16 protein-coding genes and 1 tRNA gene are annotated in these 20,333 nt (G+C 64.6%); 7 read left to right on the forward strand and 10 right to left on the reverse strand.

Annotation, left to right across the window (positions count from 1 at the left end):
• Positions 1–145: 145 nt before the first annotated feature.
• Genes KBX13_RS07715 through KBX13_RS07740 form a run of 6 tightly spaced genes read right to left on the reverse strand, consistent with a single transcriptional unit; the run spans position 146 to position 6,069 of the window.
• Positions 146–490 carry a Na+/H+ antiporter subunit G gene (locus tag KBX13_RS07715; protein ID WP_256021536.1) on the reverse strand — a complete coding sequence of 115 codons (345 nt, stop codon included), beginning with the start codon at positions 488–490 and terminating at the stop codon, positions 146–148.
• Positions 490–756, reverse strand: coding sequence for a cation:proton antiporter (locus KBX13_RS07720; protein ID WP_256005993.1), 267 nt, complete (start codon positions 754–756; stop codon positions 490–492). The genes KBX13_RS07715 and KBX13_RS07720 overlap by 1 nt, the downstream gene beginning before the upstream one ends.
• 3 nt (positions 757–759) lie before the next feature.
• On the reverse strand, positions 760–1,197 hold the full coding sequence (locus KBX13_RS07725) for a monovalent cation/H+ antiporter subunit E (protein ID WP_256021537.1): 438 nt from the start codon (positions 1,195–1,197) through the stop codon (positions 760–762).
• A 2-nt stretch (positions 1,198–1,199) separates the two neighbouring features.
• On the reverse strand, positions 1,200–2,729 hold the full coding sequence (locus KBX13_RS07730) for a monovalent cation/H+ antiporter subunit D family protein (protein WP_070477295.1): 1,530 nt from the start codon (positions 2,727–2,729) through the stop codon (positions 1,200–1,202).
• Positions 2,726–3,154: a cation:proton antiporter subunit C gene (locus KBX13_RS07735; protein WP_071569559.1), complete on the reverse strand. Its 429-nt coding sequence runs from the start codon at positions 3,152–3,154 to the stop codon at positions 2,726–2,728. Before KBX13_RS07735 ends, KBX13_RS07730 begins: the two co-directional genes overlap by 4 nt.
• A gap of 5 nt (positions 3,155–3,159) precedes the next feature.
• Entirely contained in the window at positions 3,160–6,069 is a 2,910-nt protein-coding gene (locus KBX13_RS07740) for a DUF4040 family protein (protein WP_256021540.1), read from the reverse strand.
• Positions 6,070–6,213: 144 nt separating this feature from the next.
• Between KBX13_RS07740 and KBX13_RS07745 the strand changes: the two genes are divergently transcribed.
• Both KBX13_RS07745 and KBX13_RS07750 read left to right on the forward strand, forming a co-directional pair.
• Positions 6,214–7,623: a hypothetical protein gene (locus KBX13_RS07745; RefSeq protein ID WP_256021542.1), complete on the forward strand. Its 1,410-nt coding sequence runs from the start codon at positions 6,214–6,216 to the stop codon at positions 7,621–7,623.
• A gap of 358 nt (positions 7,624–7,981) precedes the next feature.
• The gene (locus tag KBX13_RS07750; RefSeq protein ID WP_256021543.1) at positions 7,982–12,937 is read left to right on the forward strand and encodes a YPDG domain-containing protein; all 4,956 of its coding nucleotides are present in this window, start codon (positions 7,982–7,984) and stop codon (positions 12,935–12,937) included.
• Between the two features lie 214 nt (positions 12,938–13,151).
• Here the strand turns inward: KBX13_RS07750 and KBX13_RS07755 are convergent.
• Together KBX13_RS07755 and KBX13_RS07760 are read right to left on the reverse strand one after the other, a co-directional pair.
• Positions 13,152–13,228: transfer RNA gene (locus tag KBX13_RS07755), tRNA-Pro, on the reverse strand.
• Between the two features lie 50 nt (positions 13,229–13,278).
• Entirely contained in the window at positions 13,279–14,127 is an 849-nt protein-coding gene (locus tag KBX13_RS07760) for a metallophosphoesterase (protein WP_256021645.1), read from the reverse strand.
• A 92-nt stretch (positions 14,128–14,219) separates the two neighbouring features.
• On the opposite strand from KBX13_RS07760, the gene KBX13_RS07765 reads away from it, so the two are divergent.
• Entirely contained in the window at positions 14,220–14,669 is a 450-nt protein-coding gene (locus tag KBX13_RS07765) for a GatB/YqeY domain-containing protein (RefSeq protein ID WP_256021545.1), read from the forward strand.
• A gap of 20 nt (positions 14,670–14,689) precedes the next feature.
• Here the strand turns inward: KBX13_RS07765 and KBX13_RS07770 are convergent, their stop codons facing one another.
• Positions 14,690–17,083, reverse strand: a complete 2,394-nt coding sequence (locus KBX13_RS07770) for a transglycosylase domain-containing protein (protein ID WP_370687322.1) — start codon at positions 17,081–17,083, stop codon at positions 14,690–14,692.
• Positions 17,084–17,238: 155 nt separating this feature from the next.
• Here KBX13_RS07770 and KBX13_RS07775 point away from each other — a divergent pair, with 155 nt between their 5' ends.
• From KBX13_RS07775 to KBX13_RS07790, 4 genes are all read left to right on the forward strand, one after another.
• The gene (locus KBX13_RS07775; protein ID WP_083290794.1) at positions 17,239–17,595 is read left to right on the forward strand and encodes a WhiB family transcriptional regulator; all 357 of its coding nucleotides are present in this window, start codon (positions 17,239–17,241) and stop codon (positions 17,593–17,595) included.
• 21 nt (positions 17,596–17,616) lie between these two features.
• The gene (locus KBX13_RS07780) at positions 17,617–17,772 is read left to right on the forward strand and encodes a DUF4177 domain-containing protein (RefSeq protein WP_071569552.1); all 156 of its coding nucleotides are present in this window, start codon (positions 17,617–17,619) and stop codon (positions 17,770–17,772) included.
• Between the two features lie 3 nt (positions 17,773–17,775).
• Positions 17,776–18,240 carry a RidA family protein gene (locus KBX13_RS07785; RefSeq protein ID WP_256021547.1) on the forward strand — a complete coding sequence of 155 codons (465 nt, stop codon included), beginning with the start codon at positions 17,776–17,778 and terminating at the stop codon, positions 18,238–18,240.
• 78 nt (positions 18,241–18,318) lie between these two features.
• Positions 18,319–19,128: an MBL fold metallo-hydrolase gene (locus KBX13_RS07790; protein ID WP_256021550.1), complete on the forward strand. Its 810-nt coding sequence runs from the start codon at positions 18,319–18,321 to the stop codon at positions 19,126–19,128.
• Positions 19,129–19,592: 464 nt separating this feature from the next.
• Here the strand turns inward: KBX13_RS07790 and glxR are convergent, their stop codons facing one another.
• Positions 19,593–20,276, reverse strand: a complete 684-nt coding sequence (glxR, locus tag KBX13_RS07795; RefSeq protein WP_070363256.1) for a CRP-like cAMP-activated global transcriptional regulator GlxR — start codon at positions 20,274–20,276, stop codon at positions 19,593–19,595.
• Between the last annotated feature and the right edge of the window lie 57 nt (positions 20,277–20,333).

Consider the following 20,333-nt stretch of genomic DNA (forward strand, 5'->3'; position numbering starts at 1 on the left):
TTTTGTTCGTGTCGAGGTGTTAATGGAGTGCGATGCTGGTCGCCGGAAATCGGCTCGGGCGGGTGAAAATGCGCGACCTGCATCGCACTCCTTTAAGCCCACGCTATGAATGGTTTTGGGCGCCAGCAAACCCCAGAACCGGAACCTAGATCCGGTGGTTCGGCCGGTTCGGGTGCCGGTCGCGCTTATCGGAGACGGTCACGCCGTAGAGGGTGCGGCCCATGATGAAGGAGCCGACGGAGCCGACGATCCATACGCCGGCGATGGCGATGATGGCGCGGAGGAAGTCATTGAGGTCGAATCCGGTGGTGGACCAGGACCAGATCAGCTTCGCAACGACCAGGATCGGGAAGGCCAGGCAGACGGTTGGGCCGAGCAGGTTCGCGCGGGTTAGGGCGTCGGGGGCGCGCAGCTGCAGGAGCGCGGTGGCGACTACGAGCAGGGTGGCTACGACGACGAGCGCTGCGACTATGATTTCGATGATGGTCATTAGCGGCGTCCTCTCGTGATGATGCGGGCCATGGAGATGGTCGGGATAACGCCACAGACGAGGCCTGCGAGGATGGCGATTTCGTAGCCGATCATGGTCTGGGTCCAGATGGACCAGACGAGGAAGATGGTGACCATGGCGTAGAAGATGAGGTCGGCCATGACGGCGCGGGAGAGTTCGTCCTTGACCAGGATCAGACCAGCGAGGCCGACGAGCAGGCTGAGCGCCATGACGATGACGCAGCCCATGAGGATCGTTTCAAACATGTTCTAGTCCATCCTTTCCGCTGGTGGCAGGGTGTGGTCGTCGGGGTCGCCGAGGTCCACGTAGGGGTCCCACCCGATGGATGCGGGGTCCAGCGGGGTGGCTTTGACCGCCGGGTTGATGCGCTCCTCCATGTCGATGAGGCCGGCGATCTGATCTAATGGGTCGCTGCCGAACGCCGCTTGGACCAGCAGCACCATCGGTCTGCCTTCCTGGGCGGGGTAGCGCAGCCCGAGGGACAGCGTGCCCGGGGTGACGGTGATGGAGGTGGAGTACCAGAAGACCTGCCAGTCGGTGGTCAGGCGCAGCGGGTAGTAGATGATGATCGGGTCCAGCCCGGTGTTGGGCTTGAAGGCGGCCGCGGCGGCGCTGAAGCCTGCGGCGAAGATTTCCTTGATGAGCCAGGCGGTGTAGCCCACGCCGTGTACGAAGCGTTGCAGCATGGTTAGTTACCTCCTTGGAGGGTGTCCACATCGGGGATGCCGATGGCGTCGTCGCCGAGGACGGCGGTGGTGTAGGAGTCGACGTCGAGAAGGCTATCGACGGCCGCGGTGCTGGCTGCCCAGAGTGGGCCGGCGCCGATGAACATGCCGAGGGACATGAACATGAGCAGCGCGGACGGTGCGAGCAGCTTCGCGCGGACGTTGAGGGCCTTCGGGTAGTGCTGCATTGGGCGGCCCCAGAAGACGCGCTTCCAGACGCGCATCATGGACAGCAGCGCACCGAAGGACGCGACGATGATGGTGGTGATTGCCACCCAGGAGCGCCAGTCGCCGGGTGTAGCGGCGGCGAGCACGATGGTGACCTTGCCGAAGAGGCCGGAGAACGGCGGGAAGCCGACGATGGAGAACGCGCCGGCGACGAAGACGGCGGAGGTGAGCGGGTCGCGGCGTGCGAGGCCGGACAGCTTCGAGATGGTGCCGGTGCCGTAGGTTTCCTCGATGGCACCGACGTTGAGCACGAGTGCTGCGATGGTGATCATGTGGTGCAGCGTGTACATGAGGCCGGCGGCGAGGGCGTAGCGGGCGTCGTCGTTAGTAAAGGCCAGCATGATGAGGATGAACGGCATGCCGTTGACCATCTGGTAGCCCAGGACGCGGCGCATGGTGTGCTCGGCAAGGCCGGCGAAGCCACCGATGAGCATGGAGATCACCATGATGACGATGATCAGTGCGTTCCAGCGCGCGTCCATGTCGAAGATGACCACCCAGATGCGGAAGAGCATGTAGACGGCCACCTTGGTGTGCAGGCCGGAGAACAGGCCCATGACGGCGGCACTGGTGGAGGGGTAGGTGCGTGGCAGCCAGGTATGGACCGGGAAGACGCCGGCTTTGGCGGCGATGGCGATGACGACCAGGCCGGTGGCCACGGTGATCGGGCCGTTGCCGGCCGCGGCGCCGCGCAGGGCGGCGATGTTGACGGCGCCGGCAACACCGTAGATGTAGCCCACGCCCATCACGAGCAGTGTCGACGCTGCCAGGTTCACCAGCACGAACGTGCGGGCGGACAGCAGGCGGTTGCGGGTGCCGGTCATGGCGATGAGGCCGTAGGACGGCAGCAGCATGACCTCGATCATGACGAAGAAGTTGAACAGGTCCGCGGTGAGCAGTGCGCCGGAGACACCGGTGATAAGCACCAGGGTTAGCGGCGTGAAGTAGCGCGCCTGGGTTTCACCGGCCACGCTGGCGAACCAGTTGGAGGTCAGCGCCACGATCATGGTGGTGATCAGCATGATGGCCGAGAACTGGTCGGCGGCGAAGGAGATGCCGACGCCGCCCTGGTACAGGCCGATGACGTGGGAGATGGTGCCGTGCTCGGCGGTGTAGCTGTACAGCCAAATTGCCAGGCCGAGGTTGATGGCGGGGATGATGAGGCCCAGGGCGTCGTTGCCGCGCTTCCAGGGACTGAGCGTCGTCACCGCTGCCATGATGAGCGGCAGGGCGACGAAGACTGGGAGGATTGCGTCCGCACTCATGCGCGTGGTGCTCCTTCCGTGTTGTTCATCTTGTTCGGGTTGAGGCGCGCGGTGCGGCCTGCGGTGGACAGCGCGGACGGGCTCAGGCGCATCAGGTCGTAGGTGCCTGCGACGCCGGTCGGGTTGTCCATGGTGTCGTCATCCTTGCCAAGTGAGGCCAGCATGAGCAGGATCGTGGTCGTCGCCATGGCGATAACGATGGCGGTGAGCACGAACGCCTGCGGCAGCGGGTCGGACAGGTCGGCGAAGGCGGTGCGGGAGGGGAATGCCTCGCCGCGCCAGGCGCCGATGCCGGTGGCCAGCAGTGTCAGGTTGGAGGCGTGTCCGAACAGGGACATGCCGAAGATGATGCGGACCATGCCGCGCTGGAGGATCATGTAGACGGACCCTGCAACCAGGACCGCGATGGTAAGTGCCATGACCATGTGGTTTACAGCTCCTTCGTGGTAACTGGGCGCGGGTTTTCCGCGGGGTTGAGTGGGGCTGGGTGAGCGTCGACAGGCTCGGCGGGCGCCTCTGGCTCTGGCACGTCCGGCAGCGGGTTTTCGCCGCCGCGGGTGTAGGTGAGGTCGGAAATCTCGGTGCCGGGGCGTAGGTAGCCGCCGAGCGCGTTGAGCGCCTGCGTGACCATGCCGAGCACGGCGAGGTAGATGCCGAAGTCGAAGATGAGGGACGTCGTCATGTGCTCCCCGGCGATGGTGCCGTGGATGGCGTACATGAATCCGCCTTCGAGGAATCCGAGGAAGCCGGAGCTGATGGCGATGATGATGCCCCAGCCCGTCAGCCTGATCGGGGTGAGTTGCTTGACGACGTACGCGTCCGCGCCACGGGACAGGTAGTTGAGGCCGAACGCGGTGGCCAGCACGAGCGCTGCGACGAAGCCGCCGCCGGGCGCGGTGTGGCCACGGAAGAAGATGAGGACGGACAGCAGTGCGAGGATCGGTACGACGAGCGCGGACGCCTTGCGCAGTGGCAGCGAGTTGAGCTGCGACTGGCCGAATGGGCGTGGGCGGGTGCCGGCCTCGAACATGTGGCGTGGCATGGACTGGACGACGGCCGCGATGACCACTGCCGCCATGCCGAGCACGGAGAGCTCGCCGAGGGTATCGAAGCCACGGAACTCAACGATGATGACGGCGACGATGTTGTCGGCGCTGGTCATCTTTCCTCCCTCGGTGAGGTACCACAGGGCGAGGTCGGAGCGGTCGTGGCGGCCCAGCAGGGCGTAGACGCCGAGGAAGGCGACCACGCCGGCGATGGCAGCGACGACGGCCGCGAAGACCTTGCGTGAGGTCGGGGTCTTGGGGAAGGTGCGTGGCTGGTAGCGCAGCACCACCATGATGATCACGACGGTCAGCGACTCGACGAGGAACTGGGTCAGCGCCACGTCGGGTGCGCCGAGCATGAGCATCTGCAGCGTCATGCCCACGCCGGTGGTGCCCAGCAGTACCGCCGCGGCGAGGCGGGAGCGGGTGCGCACCAGGCCGATGACGGACAGGGTGATGATGGCGAATGGGATGAGGTCCCACCACACGTCGATGCCTTCGGCGCGCGGTGCGAGTGGCATCCCGTCGACACCCTCGGTGAACACCGCGGTGCTCACGCCGAGGACGAGGATGCACAGCACTGTCGGCAGCAGGTGGCGCGACGGGTTGAACGTGTCCGCCATCGCGCCGAGCCAGCGGCCCACCTTGGAAAGCCCGCGGACCATGGCGTTGAGCAGGTCATTGCCGCTGGTTGGCAGCAGCTGCTTGTTCTCGACGGCCGCGAAGAACGGCTTGCGCACGAAGAGGACGAAGCAAACACCCAGCACGAGCACGATGAGCGAGACGATGAACGGCGCGTTCAGGCCGTGCCACAGTGCCAGGTGCGAGTGGAACTCGGTGTCGCCAGTGATGGTGCGCACGCCCGCGTTGATCGGGTTGTCTACCCAGCCGAGCGTGAACGGCAGGACCAGGGAGGTCAGGCCGGGCAGCGCGGCTGGCAGCCAGAGCGCGACGGGCGCTTCGGTGACGTGCGGCATGGGCTTGGTGCCGTCGATAAATGCGCCGAAGACGATCTTCGCCGAGTAGATGAAGGTCAGCAGGGCGGCAAGCCCGGCGATGGCGAGCAGCAGCGGGCCGAAGCTTGTGGCGTCGAACGCCGTGAGGATGGATTCCTTCGAAATGAAGCCGAACAGCGGCGGGATGGCGGCCATGGAGGCCGCGGCCACGCAGGTGGAGGCGAAGGTGAACGGCAGCTGCTTGTACAGCTGGCCGAGACGGCGGATGTCGCGGGAACCTGCCTGGTGGTCAATGACGCCGATGAGCATGAACAGGGAGGACTTGAACAGCGCGTGGGCCAGCGTGTGCACCATCGCGGCGGCAAGCGCCGCCGGGGTGCCGATGCCGATCGCCGCGACGATCCAACCCAGGTGGGAGACCGTGGAGTAGGCCGTCAGGTGCTTCAGGTCCGTCTTCGTAATGGCGAAGGCTGCCGACATCAGCGCGGTAAACAGGCCGGTGACCAGTAGCAGCGTGTTCCACGCGGTGACGTCGTGGAAGATGGTGGAGAAGCGCAGCAGGACGTAGACGCCCGCCTTGACCACTGCCGCCGCGTGCAGGAACGCGGAGACTGGCGTGGCTGCCGCCATGGCTTCAGGCAGCCAGAAGTGGAAGGGGAATTGCGCGGCCTTGGTGAAGGCGGAGAAGCCGATGAGCAGCGCCACCGTGGTGGTCAGCCCCGGCGACTGCGCCCAGACCGGCGACGCGAGCACTGCGCTGAGCTGCGTCGTTCCTGCCGCGACGGAGACGACCGCCAGGCCCGCCAGCAGCGTCAGCCCGCCGAAGAAGGTCAGGATGAGCGTGCGGTAGGAGCCGGCCTCGCCGCCGGAGCCGGAGCGGGCGATGAGCATGAAGGACGCGATCGAGACGAGCTCCCAGCCGATGAAGAGGAGCACGGTGTCGTCCGCAAGCACGAGCAGCAGCACCGAGAGGGTAAACGCCGTCATGATGGTATAGAAGCTGGTGTTGCCCTCGCGCTTCGGCAGGTATGCGGCCGAATATATAAGGACAATGCCGCCAATGACGAGCGCGAGCAACGCAAAGAAGATGCTCAGGCCGTCCGCGCGCAGTGAGAACGCGATTTCGGTGCCGGGCCCGAGGATGTCGTTGGCCCAGGTGACGGACCACGTTTCCACGTTGCCTTGGGAAATGCTGGGAAATTCGCGGCCCAGCGTGACCGCTGCGGCGAACAGCAGGAGCGCCAGCGGCCAGCCTGCTTTCCTGTCGAAAACTCGCACGAGCAGCGGCGATAGCGGAACCGTCGCGGCCACGAATGCGAGCACGAGAGGTAGTGCCATGGTGAACCCTCTCTGAGTTTGGGATTTGAAAACTGTCAGTTGCTTTAAAGGGTAGCAACAAGCTTGGACAAGGCCACAACATCTTTGGGAGCGTGCGGTGTGCCTTCCAGCATTCATGCAGTTGCAGGGGTTACATTGTGCACCATGAAGTGGCGCGTGTTGTGTGTGTTGTTGGTGTGTATTGTTGCGGCGTTCCTGCCGCTGAGTCCGGTGAGTACCTGGATGTCCACGCAGGGGGACGCCAGCGCGCCGCAGCTGCCGTCGGATCGCGGCAACCCGAACGAGGCGCGCCGCGCGGCGGGGGAGGCCAACACGCAGGCGGGCTTTCTCACGCAGGGCACCAAAGAGCTTGTCGACGGCACCTCCCAACTCACCGGCGGCGCCGACGAACTCGTCGCCGCGATCTCCCAGGCGCAGGCTGGTGCGCAGGAGTTGTCGGCCGGGATGGTGCAGCTACAGGCGGCGACGGGCCAGCTCGGGGGTGGCGCGACGGAGGTCGCGGACGCGATTGGCCAGGTTGTTGAGCAGGCCACGGCCTTCGATGCGGTGCGTGGCCAGGTCACCGCTGCCATCGACCGCGCCCTCGTATCGACGAAGGCCTCCAAGGACCCGGACGTCATCGCCGCACGCGAGCAGCTTCAACAACTGAAGGTCCAGGCGGACAATGCCCAGTTGCCGCCGGAGGTTGTCGCCCAGATGAACAAGCTGCGCGACGGCTCCCGCGAGGTAGCCAACCAGCTAGCGGTGCCGGGCTACGCCTACCACGACGGCGTCTACACGGCCACGAACGGCGCCCAGCAGCTGGCGAGTGGACTGACTCAGCTCAATAACGAGGCGCAGGGCGCGGTCGGCGGTATTGCACAGCTTGATGAGGGTGTCGCAAAGATTGACCACATGGCGAACCTGACCGCCGACCAGATTCGCGCGGTGCGTGGCGCGCTCCCGGCGCCGGCGGCGGCGCAGGCGGGTGCGGAGGGCGCAGCGCAGGAGCCGCAGGAGTCCTCGCTGGCCCCGGTCGCGGCGATGCTGGTCGCGGCACTCGTGGGGTTGGGCGGCGTCGGCGTCGCCGCGGCGGCGTGGCTGTCCCGCACGAGGCGCTGGCTGGCGCTGGCGCTAGGCGTCGTGCTCCTGGCGGTTGCTGGCTGGGTGCTGGTGTTCATCCTCGGCCACAACCTGAGCCCGGCCGCTCTGGGAATCGCGGCTCTCGCGCTGCTGTGCGGTGCGGCCGCCTCCGTTGGTGTGACGACGGCGCTCGCGGCGCTGTTTGGCCGCGGATGGGGGAGTCTGGTTGCCGCAATCCTGATAATTCTTCAGATGGGGGTAGTCGGGTGGGTTTGGAAAGCCGCCGCGGCTGCCCCTGTTAGTGGGGTCCTCGAGGCACTTTCTTCGGCGATGCCGATGCACTGGCTGGCCGCGTCGCTCTCGAGCGCGGGCAATAACGGCTCTGCGCAGGCACTATGGATTGGTATCGCTATGAGCGCGCTCGTCGCGGCGGTCGGGCTGCTGGGCGGAGTACCGCAGCGACGTGACGTTGCGGTTCACGTGGAGGAATAATCCGAGCACACGGACATGGTTCCTACTTTCGGATGGGTTTGTGTTAATCTAGCGGTGCTCATTTCAAGTAATAGGGGCTTGGATTGAGTGGTCTCCTTTCGCCCATTGTGGGCAAGAAAGGGGTTAGGGATGGGGAAGGCCCCGTCGGCTTCGGCTGGCGGGGCCTTCACTTATTGCCACTTATGCAACGTTAAGAGTGTACGAAGCACACAGCCCGAATTACGCTGTTACTGACCAATCGTTGTGAAAAGTGAAGGGCAGCCACATGCAAGGCACATTTCCGGGCGCGGGGCGTCGGAAAGTACGTGTTGGAATTACCGTAACGTCTGCGATAGCGCTCGCGTTGGGGAGCGCGGCTGTGGTTGTACCTTCCCCTGCTGCATATGCGCAGGAGAACTTGGCGTACACCGGTGCGGTGATCGGCGCTGAGCAGCAGGCGAAGTCAGAGGGGCTGGGCGATGATGCCTGCCGAGTGGTGCTGGAGAAGGACGATGTCGGCAAGGACGTTGCGGGTTTCAGGTTTGACGCGCTCAACCCTGGCGAGTACTCCGAGAGCGCAACTGAGTTCGGCATCCAGCTGCACTTCAACGCGGACAAGCAGCGCACCTTCACGGATACAGGGTTTAGCGACAGCGGGCCTGTTCCAGTCGAAGCTGGCGAGCTAGGCGTTGTCCCCGCGGACGAGAAGCTCGATGGCGGTAACCCGTTCACGGTGAACAACACTGCTGAGCCCGCCGAAATTACCGCTTCCCGAGTTCAGCGCAACTTGAACGGCGCGTTCCCCTTCACGGAACAGTTCCAGCAACAAGCCGTGAGCCCGGAAGGGCTCACCTTTGCGTGGAAAGGGGCTTACACAAAGGAAGACTCTGACCACAGGTTTTTCAAAAGCCAAAACTTCGTAGCTGACGCGAACGCCAACCCCTGGCCGAGCGAGACAGACGAATGCGTCCCCCTCAAACTTGATTGGGAACACATTTCGAAGGCCGTGATCAAGCCGGGGGAGAAGGTCAAAATCGCTTCCGCTGGCGGGATGTTCACGGAACGTGACCTGGATCGTCTGCGCATTCAGGTCGCGGACGGCAGCGGCAAGGTGCTCGAGCACGTCACCATCACGCGCGATGGCTCCGACTTCTTCCTTACCTGGCCGAAGTTCGCCGACGACGCCGAGCTCGACGGCCTCCAGGGCCTCACGTTTACCGCGGTTGCGCTGCCGCGCAGCGTCGAGGAGCTCGAAGCTATCGCTCAGAACCACGCGTACGAAGATACAAGGGTTGGGGTAACGGCCAGCTCCATTGCGCTGCCACGCTACAACACCGCCAACGAGCTCAGCTCGCACGCGATCAGCGTGGATGACACGCTTTACCACGATCCGCAGTTCACCAGGTCTGAGGTCAACATCACCTCCGGGATCTCAAAGGATGCGATTGTCTTCGAGGAGCTTCCCGACGCAAACGGGCACACCCTCGCCGACCTGAAAGAGAAGTTCGACGCCACCATCGCCCTCGACGAGAGCCTCGTCTACGACGGCTGGACCGCCAAGTTCGCCGACGAGGAAAAGGGCGACTACAGGGTGATCATGACGGCGCCGGAGGGCGTCGATAAGCCGACCCCTGGGACGTTTGCGCAGCCTGTGGTGCATGTTCGCTACTCGAACGGCTCTCAGGACGCGATCCCGCTGCTCGTGGTTGTCGAGCCGAATCACACGCAGCAGACCAACCTCGAGTACCCCGCGGAGCCAGTGCAGGGCTCCCAAAACACAACACTTACCGCGAAGGCGAGCCTGACACGGGTGCTGGGCAAGGGGGACGTCATCAAGCCGAAGAAATTCGAGCTTATCGACGCCCCCTCCGACAAAGACGGCTGGAACGTCACAGTCGATAAGGAAGGCACCGTCACCGCGAAGGCGAAGGCAACCGTGCCGAACTTCACCACCATCAAACCCGTGGTGAAGGCGACCTACCCGGACGGCACGACCGACGAAGCTCCGGTGTCCTTCCAGGTGTTCTCGGACGTGAAAGTGCCGTCGTATGGCTCGGCCTCGGGTGAGGTGGCAGACCGCATGACGCTCACGCCGACCGTGCCGAAGGTTGGCCTCGGCGGCAACGCGCACGACGAAACGCCGAACCGCTATACCTTCCCTAACGGCTCCCAGCAGTACAAAGTCGGCGACTGGAGCGTCACTCTCGACGCCACCACCGGCGAGCTGACCGTCACCATCCCGGACACCGCGCTGCCGGGCGCCTACATCACGGTGCCGGTGCGTACCCACTACGCCAGCGGCGCTGTGCCGCAGGAAACCACCGCCACCATCAACGTGATCGGCGACGGTACGGGCACCGACGTTGCGAACTACCCGCAGAGCTTCACCAAGCCCGGGCTGCCGGTCTCCTCGATGATCAGCACCCTGCTGGCGGACCCGATGAAGGCGAAGTACAGCCTGCCGGAGCAACTCCCGGACGGCTGGACGTTCGACGTGTCGAAGAAGGGCGTGGTCACGGCCACTCCGCCGAAGGACGCGCGGCCCGGTGACCAGGCGATCATCGACATCCACGTCCGCTACCCGGACGGCTCCGAGGCGGACGTCCCGGCGGCGTTCACCGTCGTCGGCGACGACAAAGGCATGAACAACCCGCGGTACCAAACCAAGTCGGGCAAGCCGGGAACCACGGTCACGAGCAAACTGGACACTGGAAGCGTCCGGGACATTTCGGAACCGAAGTTCGCACTGATCACGGACCCGGAGGACAAGCACTACATCGCTCCGCCGCGTAACCTCCGGTGGGAGCAGGTCAAGATCGACCCGAAGACGGGCACCATCACCACCCCGGTCAGCGAGCGCGCCGTACCGGGCAGCTCCGCGGACATCCCGGTGCGCGTGACCTATAAGGACGGCACGACCGCCATCATCGTCGCCACCGTGGTCGTCCTCGGTGAGCAGCGCGCCGTCTACGAGCCGCGATACGAGCAGCAGGAGGCGAAGCCGGGCGTCGACAAGCGATCTGAGATCACCGAGCCCACCCGCATCCCTGCCCGCGACCTCGCGGAAAAGACGCCGTTCAGCGTGCCCGCGAGCCTCGACGGCTGGAAGCTGCGCGTGAACGGCAAAGGCACCGTCACTGCGACCCCACCGAAAGACGCCGAGTCTGGCGACCACCTCAACGTCCCCGTCACCGTCACCTACCAGGACGGCTCGAAAGACGAGGTCACCGCGACGTTCGTCGTGGTCAGGGAGCCCGCGCCTGATGCCTCCTTCGACATCAACACCGAGTACGAAGTCATCGTGCCGTTTGAGACGCAGATCGTCTTCGACCCCACACTCGACGTAGGCACGCAGGTCGTCGACGCCGAACACCCCGGCGTGCTCGGCACCGACAAAGTGAACACGACCAGGACCATCACGAACTCCGAGGTGGTCAGCACACGCATCGAGCAGACGCGCATCGCGGACCCGCAGGATCGCATCGTGCGCGTCGGCACGAAGGAAACACCGGGCGTCACGCCGGAAATCCACTGGTCTGAAGAGACGCCGTACCGCGTCATCATCCGGGAAGACCCGACGCTCGAGGCCGGCACCCACAAGGTCGGACAGCGCGGCAAGGTGGGCAGGATCTCCTACAAAATTATCGACGGCATCGCGCAGAAACCGCAGGTCGTGGAGGCCGAGGACCAACTCATCCTGGTCGGCACCAAGAAGGAATCCAAGCAGACAGAGCTACGCGAGACCATCCACACCCCCGTGCCGTTCGAGACCGAAATCCGCCAGGTAGACAGCCTGCCCGCCGGCGTGGTCAAGACCATCCAGGAAGGCTCCTACGGCCAAACCATCACGGAGAAGACCTGGCAGCTTGTCGACGGCCACGTCGTCGGCAACCCAGTCGAACACACCACCACGACCAAGACCCCGGTCAAGCGCATCATCGAGGTCGGCGTCGGCCACATCGTGCCAACCTACGGCAAGGTCGTCCAGGAACCGGGAGCAACCGACGAGGTCCCTCTCCACGAAGGCTCCAAGGTTCCTTCCGACGCCACCTTCGAAATCGACCCCGAGTGGAAGCCAACCATCCCGGGCTGGACCGCCACCGTCGACGAGCACGGCCGCGTCTTCTCGACGCCACCAGCCGACGCCAAGCCCGGCGACTCCATCCTCATCCCCGTCAAGGTCACCTACACCGACGGAGCCATCCTGGTCGTTCCGGCATTCGCGGCCATCAAGGAAACCGACGAATCCCCGCACGTCAGCTACGCCTCCGCCTCCGTCCTTCCCGGCGAGACGAGTACTCAGCCTGCAACCAACGCCACCGACGGCAACCGCTACTCGGTACCCGACCGGGTCAATGGCTGGAAGGTCAGCGTTGACGAGCACGGCACCGTTACCGCGACTGCGCCGAAGTCTGCCACCCCAGGTGCCTGGATCGGCGTCCCTGTCACCGTCACCCCAGCCCACGGCGAGGCTTACACCACCCAGGCCGTCTTCACCGTGGCCAACGTGCCGACCGGGCCAGTTGAACCTACTTCTTCCGCGACTGCTGCGCCGGAGCCGTCCCCGACTGCCACTCCGACTGCTCCTTCAACTGCGCCGACTGAAGCGCCAGCACCGTCGTACCCGCCGGCCATCACCGCGCCGGGCGTGCCGACGTCCATCAAGATCAGCAGCCACACCGACGGCAACACCTACAAGCTCGGCGCCCTGCCGACCGGGTGGCGGGCCTCCGTGTCCGCCTCGGGAGATCTGCTGGTCACCCCACCCGCCTCCGCCGAAGTCGGTGAGAAGGTTGACATCCCAGTTACTGTCACCACCGCCACGGGCGCAACGTACGAGGTGAAGACCGTCGTGGGGGTCATCGCGAACGGCGGTGCAGCCCCGAGCTCGACCACGCCTGCGCCTTCTACGCCTACTCCCGCTCCCGCCGATTCATCTGCCGACGGCTTCAAGCGCTGCATGGCCAACATGTTCGCGCTCAACAGCCCGATCCTCTGGCTGCTACCAATCGGGCTCGCCGCCGCAGTTGGCATTGGCGTTGCGAACACGATGCAGCCACAGATCAACGCCGCTCTTGGGCAGTTCAACGACTCCCTGCGCCACGTAGGCCGCGGGTTCGAGGACCAGATTGCCGCCGTCAACAGGCAGTTCGGTATTGATGCCCGTCAGCTGCAGCCCGTTGCTATCGCGCTTGGAGCCATCGCAGTCGGCGGCCTGGCGATCTCCCTGATCGTCCAGGCATGCCAGCCCGAGGGATTCGACCACGGCATGACCGTCCTCGGATCCTCCAAAGATGGTGAGCCAGTGCCAAAGGACGCATCTTCCGAAAAGTAGGCCTTTTGGGACCTGCGGGTTTAGATGTCTGGTCCAAATGATGTTGCGTCCTTTGGCACTCGCCCCGGTTGGGGTGACACCAAATTCCCACCCTGCCCCTTGGCGACCTGGGGAAACGCCGACGGTGCTCCCCAAAAACAAGGAATGTGGTGCGCGGGTCCCAAGCCCATCTGAGCAACGCGAAACCCCGCCGCGAAAGCGGCGGGGTTTCTATTGGTCGGGATAACAGGATTTGAACCTGCGACCTCTTCGTCCCGAACGAAGCGCGCTACCAAGCTGCGCCATATCCCGTGGGCACCTGGTTACTTTACTCCTGTGCCCGCGAAAAACAAAAGCCGTGGTCAGGGCCGCTCCGTGATGTGGAGGAGCGCCGCGGATGGCGGGCAGAAGATCCGTACGGGGGCGTACTTGGAGGTGCCCAGCCCGTTGGAGACTTCCATCCACATACGGCCGAAGCGGTGGAGGCCGGAGGCGCGCTCACGGTCGATGTCGGCGTTGGTGACGATGGCGCGCTCGCCAGGTAGGCAGATCTGCCCGCCGTGGGTGTGGCCGGATAGCGCCAGTTGGTAGCCGTCGCGCTCGAAGGCGTCGAGGACTTCCCGGTAGGGGGCGTGGAGGAGCGCGATGGCGAGGTCCGCGTCGGGGTTGGGGGCGCCGGCGATGGTGGAGTAGTCGTGCAGGTTGTGGTGTGGGTCGTCGACGCCGGCGAGGGCGAGGCGGACGTCGTTAATTTTGAACTCGAGCCTGCGGTGTGTGGCGTCGTGCCAGCCGTGCTCCTGGAATGCGGCGCGCATGCCTTCCCAGGGGAGGTCGACGTAGGAGGGCTCGCGCTTGGTGCCGAGGAGGTATTTGAAGGGGTTGACGGGGCGGGGTGCCCAGTAGTCGTTGGTGCCGAAGACGAAGGCTCCCGGGATGTCGAGGAGCGGGCCGAGGGCCTGGAAGACCCAAGGCACGCCCTTGGGGTCGGAGAGGTTGTCGCCGGTGTTGATCACCAGGTCGGGTCGGAGTTCGGCGAGGCTGGAGACCCAGGCGACTTTTGCGCGTTGGCCTGGGATCATGTGGAGGTCGCTGACGTGGAGGATGTCGAAGGAGTCGCGTCCGTTGAGGGTGCCGGGCGGGAGGAGGGGGAGGGTGTATTCCTTCAGTCGGTAGTTGTTGAGTTGGCTCACGCCGTACGCGGCGGTGGCCATGCCGGTCGCAGCGATGACGCCGGCGGCACGCGTGAGGCGTTTGAGGGAAGTATTCACGCGTCCTAGCGTACAGATGGACTACGCTTTCCCACATGAGTGAATTGAAAGCACAGCTGCGCGCAGACCTGAAAACCGCGATGAAGGCGAAGGAGAAGGAACGCACCGGCACGATCCGTATGTTGCTGGCCGCGATCCAGACCGCTGAGACCGAGGGTACGAAGCACGAGGTGGACGATGCGGAGATCCTGAAGATCATTGCCCGCGAGGTGAAGAAGCGCCGCGAGTCCGCGGAGATTTACGCCACGAACGGCCGCCAAGAGCTTGCCGACGCCGAACTCCACGAAGCCGAAATCCTCGAGGCATACCAGCCCGCCCAGCTCACGGACGAGGAGGTCGATGTCCTGGTGGAGGAGGCCGTCGCCGAGGTCGGCGCCGAGTCCATGGCGCAGATGGGGCAGGTCATGAAGGCTGCGAACGCGAAAGCCGCCGGCCGTGTTGACGGCAAGCGGCTCTCCACGGCGGTCAAGGCCCGCCTGAGCTAAGGCTGAGCTAGCACCCAGCCTTATTGGAAGACGTTCGTGAGCGCATCGCGGGCGTCGTTGAGCGATTGCTGGATGCCGTCGAGGTCGACGGCGGGGGCCTGCGTGCTCGTTGGTGGCGGGGTGGACGCCGACGGCGACGCGGTGGGGGAGGCGGCGCTGCCGTCGGACACGTTGAGGGTCACCATGGTGCCCTGCGTGAGCGCGGGGTTGGCGGGGATCGCTGCGATGACGTTGCCGGCGGGCGCCCCGTTGCCGAAGACGGTTTGGGTGGTCACGTTGAACCCTTGCGCCTGGAGCTGCTGCTTCGCGGTGGCGGCCGGGAGGCCGACGACGGCGTCGAGCGCCGACTGCTTCGTGCCGCGCGTGTAGGTCGCACTGGTCGGTGGCAGGCCCGCTGCCGCGGCGCCGGGCACGCCGTGGGCGGCCTGGAACCAGGTGCGCGCGGCCTCGTTGCCGCCGAACAGGTTGCCTGCGGAGCACTGGCGCACCGGGCCGGTACACAGCGGGGTGGTCTGGGTGCCGTCATTGAAGATGTATGGCGCGCCGGCCATCCCGCGGGTGAACCCGAGGAACGCGGAGGACTGGTGGGACTCCGTGGTGCCGGTCTTGGCCGCGACGGGCGCGGTCCACCGGGAGGCGGCGGCTGCGTCCTTGGCGGTGCCGTCGATAGTGTCGTGTGACATGCCGAGGGCGAGCGCGCCGGCGATGTCTGGGTCGATGACCTGCTCGCACGGCGGGCGTTGGATGAACACTTCCTGCCCGTGCTTATCCACGACGCTCTTGATCGGGTTCGGCTCGCACCAGCGGCCACCGGCGGCGAGCGTGGCGCCCACGTTGGACAGTTCGAGCGGGTTCACAGCCGTGGGGCCGAGCACGAAGGAGCCCATGTTCTCTTCCTTCGCGGCTTGGGCGACGGAGCGGCCGTCGCCAAACGTATTGGGTTCGGTGTAGGAGCGAAGGCCCAGGCGCACCGCCATATCCACTGTTGGGGTGACGCCGACGCTCTGGATGAGCTCGATGAACGAGGTGTTCGGGGACTGAGCTAAGGCGTCGCGCAGCGTCATCTGCGGCGGGTAGACGCCGGCGTTCTCCACGCAGTAGGCGCCCGGCGGGCAGCCGGCGGCACCGCCCTTGCCCATGCCGTAGACCACGGAGCGCGCCGGGGTGTTCAGCATGGAGTCGAGGCCGTAGCCCTGCTCGAGCGCTGCAGCCGCCGTGAAAATCTTGAACACGGAACCGGCGCCGTTGCCCACCATGGAGGTCGGCTGCGGCATGATCGTCTGGTGCTTCTCCAGCTCGAGGCCGTAGTAGCGCGAGGATGCCATCGCGAGGATGTCGCGGGAGTCCGTGCCAGGCCGGATCACGTTGAGGACCTCGGCCACGCCGTGGGTGGCTGGGTTGACGTTGTTACGCACCGCCTGCACCGTCGAGGCCTGCACCGCCGGGTCGAGGGTGGTGGTGATGGTGTAGGAGCCGCGCTCGATCTCGTCGAGGCTTAAGCCTTTGCTCTCCAGGTACTGCAGGGCGTAGTCGCACATAAAGCCTGCGTCACCGGCGGTGATGCAGCCGTCCGGCAAACCCTTCGGCTTGTCCACCACGCCCAGTGGGGTCGCCGCGTAGCGGTCCGCTTCCGCCTGCGTGAGGTGGCCTTCGTTCACCATGTTCTGCAGCACGGTGTTGCGGCGCTGCGTCGCGCCCTCCGGGTTCGTGTACGGGTTCAGGTACTCCACGGACTGCAGCAGCCCCACCAGCAGCGCCGCCTGTGACGGGTTCAGTTCAGCGGCCGGGATGTCGAAGTAGATGCGGGCCGCGGCCTCGATGCCGTAGGCGTGGTTCCCGAAGGAAACAAGGTTGAGGTAGCGAGTGAGGATCTCGTCCTTCGTCAGCGTCTTGTCCAGGTCGGAAGCCATGCGCATTTCTCGCAGCTTCCTCGGGATCGACTGCTCGGTCGCCGCCTGCGCCTCCTCATCATTGCCTGCCTCAACCAACCACAGGTAGTTCTTCACGTACTGCTGATTAATTGTCGACGCCCCCTGCTCGACACCACCCGCCAGCACATTGGTCACCATGGCCCTCGCAAAGCCCTGCATATCAACGCCGTCGTGCATATAAAAGCGTCGATCCTCTGTGGAAACCAGCGCATGTTTTACATGCGCTGAAATTTTTTCGCTCGGAACCTCGTATCTACGCTGTTTGTATAACCACGCAATGGGGGTGCCGTTGACGTCCGTAACGGTCGTGACACCGGGGACATCGCCGTGTGTCAGGTCGAGCAGATTCGACTGCATTGTATTCGCGGTGCGCGCAATCGCGAGGCCCGTCAGGCCTGCGACCGGCGCCAAACACAGGGCAATCGCCAGCGCAACGGCGCAAAGGCCGAGCAGGAGGTTTCCAAAGGAACGAAGTGCAGTCACACCGTTACCTTAAATGAAACGCGGGGGAGAGTGAATAGGACGCCCCCACCTTTCGTGTGATGCATTTTACAAGGTGCATACCCTGTGAATACACTTACAAGCGCTTAATGGGTCTAAGTATTATACTTTGCCTCCGCTTGAAAGGAGACCGATTCATGACTGCCACTCTTGGAACCGCGACTTGCGAGGACACCCGCGCCATTCCGCGCCGCGTGAACTCTGCTGGGGATCTTGTGTTTGACCGTGGGGAGTGGATTACGCGTGCAATCTGTCGCACAGGTGACCCGGATGCTCTCTTCGTGCAAGGTGCCGAGCAGCGCAAGGCCGCAGAAATTTGTCGACGCTGCCCCGTCCAACTCGAGTGCCTCGCCGAGGCCCTCGAGAACCGGGTTGAGTTCGGCGTGTGGGGCGGCCTGACCGAGCGCCAGCGCCGCGCAGTCCTGCGCAAGAACCCACAGGTCAACGACTGGGGCGAGCACCTCGTCGCCGGCCGCGAGATTATCGGCCTCTAGAATTCGTCTAGGGTAGTGGCCATGACGAAATGGGAATACGCAACGGTTCCGTTGCTCACGCACGCCACGAAGCAAATCCTGGACACCTGGGGTGAAGACGGCTGGGAACTGGTCACCGTCACCCCAGGGCCGACGCCCGACAGCGTCGTCGCCTACATGAAGCGCCCGCAGGAGTAGGCCATGGCACACACTGATTGGGCCGCGCGCCTTACCGAACTCGGCATCACCCTGCCCGCCGTCGCCGCGCCCGTCGCGGCCTACGTTCCCGCGGTGCAGACCGGCAACCACGTGCACACCTCCGGGCAGCTCCCATTTATCGACGGCACCCTGCCCGCCACCGGCAAAGTCGGCACGGACGTCTCCGCCGAGGACGCCTACAGCTACGCCCGGCAGGCCGCCCTCAACGCGTTAGCTGCCGTCGATAATTTGGTGGGCCTCGAGCGCATCAAGCGCGTGGTGAAAGTCGTGGGCTTCGTCGCCTCCTACCCAACCTTCACCGGCCAGCCCGGCGTGATCAACGGCGCCTCCGATGTCATCGGCGACATTTTTGGCGATGCCGGCGCCCACGCCCGCTCCGCCGTCGGCGTTGCCGTGCTGCCGCTCGACAGCCCAGTCGAAGTGGAGCTCGTCGTCGAGCTGCAGTGATACCGCGCGGTGCCCCTAAGCGGGGGAATCGCGTTGTTTCGCAGCAAAATCCGCGCGCAAGGCGGTAGGGTGGGTGGCATGCAGCATCCCGCTTATAGTCAGTTGCGTCCTGTAACGGCATCCGTCGCGGTCGTTCTTGCGCCCAATCCAAGCTACGCGGCGCTCGAAGGCACAAACTCCTGGGTTGTGCGCGACCCCGAAGACGAGTACAGCATCGTCGTCGACCCGGGCCCAGAAGACGAAGGCCACCTCAACGTCCTGCAGTCCAAAGCGGACAAGGTTGCCCTCATCCTCCTGACTCACCGCCACCACGACCACGCCGACGGCGCCCGCCGCTTCTCGCAGCTCACCGGCGCCCCAATCCGCGCTCTTGACGCCCGCTACACCCACGGCGCCGAGCCGCTCACCGATGGCGAAATCATCTCCATCGAAGGCGTCTCCCCTAAGATCCAGGTCGTCGCGACCCCGGGTCACACCGCGGACTCTACCTGCTTCTTCGTCTACACCCACGACGTCGAAGACGACCAGCTCGAAGGCATCATTACCGGCGATACCATCGCCGGCCGCCACACCACCATGATCTCCGAAACCGACGGCGACCTGGCGCAATACCTGGAAACGCTGTCCATGCTGGAGCGCCGCGGTAAGAGCATCCCGCTGCTGCCAGGTCACGGACCTGATGCCCCGGACCTCTCCGCTTTCGCCCGCAAGTACATCGACCGCCGCGAGCAGCGCCTCGACCAGATCCGTGAGGCCCTGAAGAAGTACGGCGAGGACGTAGACATCAACACCCTTGTCGACGCCATCTACGACGACGTCGACCCAGTCCTCCGCGGCGCCGCCGAACAGTCCACGCGCGTCGCCCTGCGTTACCTGAAGGAACACTAGTTGTTGGTGTTTTGAGTTCTAGAGCCCTAGTTGCCTTAGTCGTGGATGCTGGCAGCTAGGGCTTTTGTGTTGCCTTTGGTGCTTGGCTGAATCCGCTCGGCACCAGATTCCCGGTTTTTGGCAGGGTAGTCTGCAAAAGCCCAGGTCGCCGAAGCCGAGTGTGGGAATTTGGTGCTTGGCTCAATCCGCTCGGCACCAGATTCCGGGATTTCTACAGGCCGGTCTGCAAAGGCCCAGGTCGCTGAAACCGAGTGTGGGAATTTGGTGCACACTCCCAGGGCTCCAGTGCCAAGGGACGCAATCCAGAAGAAGCTAGACATTCAAACAGCCTGGTAGTAAAAGGGCTATCCAAAATAAGGTGCGTCCTTTGGCACTGACGGTGAAAGAGGTCCCCACAAGTGCAGAAGAAAACCCCCGGGGAAGGCCCGGGGGCTCACAAAACAGGCAAAAACTAGAACAGCAGCCTACCGCGCGCGGCGGGCGAGGTGCTCCGTGTTCACGATGACCACGGACTTGCCTTCGAGGCGGATCCAGTCGCGGTGGGCGAAGGTTGCCAGGGCTTTGTTGACGGTCTCGCGGGAGGCGCCGACAAGCTGGGCGATTTCTTCCTGGGTGAGGTCGTGGTTCACGCGCAGGACGCCGCCTTCCTGGGTGCCGAACCGGTTGGCCAGCTGGAGGAGGGTTTTGGCAACGCGGCCGGGGACGTCGGTGAAGATGAGGTCGGCGAGGGACGCGTTGGTGCGGCGGAGGCGGCGGGCCAGGACGCGGAGGAGCTGCTGGGAGATCTCTGGGTGGTTGTCGATCCACTTCTTCAGCAGCGTGGAGTCCATGGTGGCCGCGGTGACTTCGGTGACGCACACTGCGGAGGAGGTGCGTGGTCCTGGGTCGAAGATGGACAGTTCGCCGAACATGTCGGAGGGGCCCATGACGGAGAGGAGGTTTTCGCGTCCGTCGGGGGCGTGGCGCGCGAGTTTCACTTTGCCGCTGATGATGATGTAGAGGCGGTTGCCGGGTTCACCTTCGTCGAAAATGGTGGTGCCGCGGTTGAAGGTGACTGTTTCCATGTCTTGGATCAGTGCTGCGACGGCCGCGGGATCCACGCCTTGAAATATGCCCGCGCGGGCGAGAATTTCGTGTGCGCCTTCCATGAATCCTCCTTGTGGACGGGTGTGACAGTCCGTGTCGGTTGTCACGTTAGCTCTTGA

Source organism: Corynebacterium sp. CCUG 51687 (genome assembly GCF_024453995.1).
GTDB classification, from domain to species: domain Bacteria; phylum Actinomycetota; class Actinomycetes; order Mycobacteriales; family Mycobacteriaceae; genus Corynebacterium; species Corynebacterium pseudogenitalium.

What these genes read in the sequence shown, in the direction of transcription:
- KBX13_RS07715 (WP_256021536.1), bottom strand. Translation starts at nt 490, where the DNA reads ATGACCATCATCGAAATCATAGTCGCAGCGCTCGTCGTCGTAGCCACC.
- KBX13_RS07720 (WP_256005993.1), bottom strand. Translation starts at nt 756, where the DNA reads ATGTTTGAAACGATCCTCATGGGCTGCGTCATCGTCATGGCGCTCAGC.
- KBX13_RS07725 (WP_256021537.1), bottom strand. Translation starts at nt 1,197, where the DNA reads ATGCTGCAACGCTTCGTACACGGCGTGGGCTACACCGCCTGGCTCATC.
- KBX13_RS07730 (WP_070477295.1), bottom strand. Translation starts at nt 2,729, where the DNA reads ATGAGTGCGGACGCAATCCTCCCAGTCTTCGTCGCCCTGCCGCTCATC.
- KBX13_RS07735 (WP_071569559.1), bottom strand. Translation starts at nt 3,154, where the DNA reads ATGGTCATGGCACTTACCATCGCGGTCCTGGTTGCAGGGTCCGTCTAC.
- KBX13_RS07740 (WP_256021540.1), bottom strand. Translation starts at nt 6,069, where the DNA reads ATGGCACTACCTCTCGTGCTCGCATTCGTGGCCGCGACGGTTCCGCTA.
- KBX13_RS07745 (WP_256021542.1), top strand. Translation starts at nt 6,214, where the DNA reads ATGAAGTGGCGCGTGTTGTGTGTGTTGTTGGTGTGTATTGTTGCGGCG.
- KBX13_RS07760 (WP_256021645.1), bottom strand. Translation starts at nt 14,127, where the DNA reads ATGGCCACCGCCGCGTACGGCGTGAGCCAACTCAACAACTACCGACTG.
- KBX13_RS07765 (WP_256021545.1), top strand. Translation starts at nt 14,220, where the DNA reads ATGAGTGAATTGAAAGCACAGCTGCGCGCAGACCTGAAAACCGCGATG.
- KBX13_RS07775 (WP_083290794.1), top strand. Translation starts at nt 17,239, where the DNA reads ATGACTGCCACTCTTGGAACCGCGACTTGCGAGGACACCCGCGCCATT.
- KBX13_RS07780 (WP_071569552.1), top strand. Translation starts at nt 17,617, where the DNA reads ATGACGAAATGGGAATACGCAACGGTTCCGTTGCTCACGCACGCCACG.
- KBX13_RS07785 (WP_256021547.1), top strand. Translation starts at nt 17,776, where the DNA reads ATGGCACACACTGATTGGGCCGCGCGCCTTACCGAACTCGGCATCACC.
- KBX13_RS07790 (WP_256021550.1), top strand. Translation starts at nt 18,319, where the DNA reads ATGCAGCATCCCGCTTATAGTCAGTTGCGTCCTGTAACGGCATCCGTC.
- glxR (WP_070363256.1), bottom strand. Translation starts at nt 20,276, where the DNA reads ATGGAAGGCGCACACGAAATTCTCGCCCGCGCGGGCATATTTCAAGGC.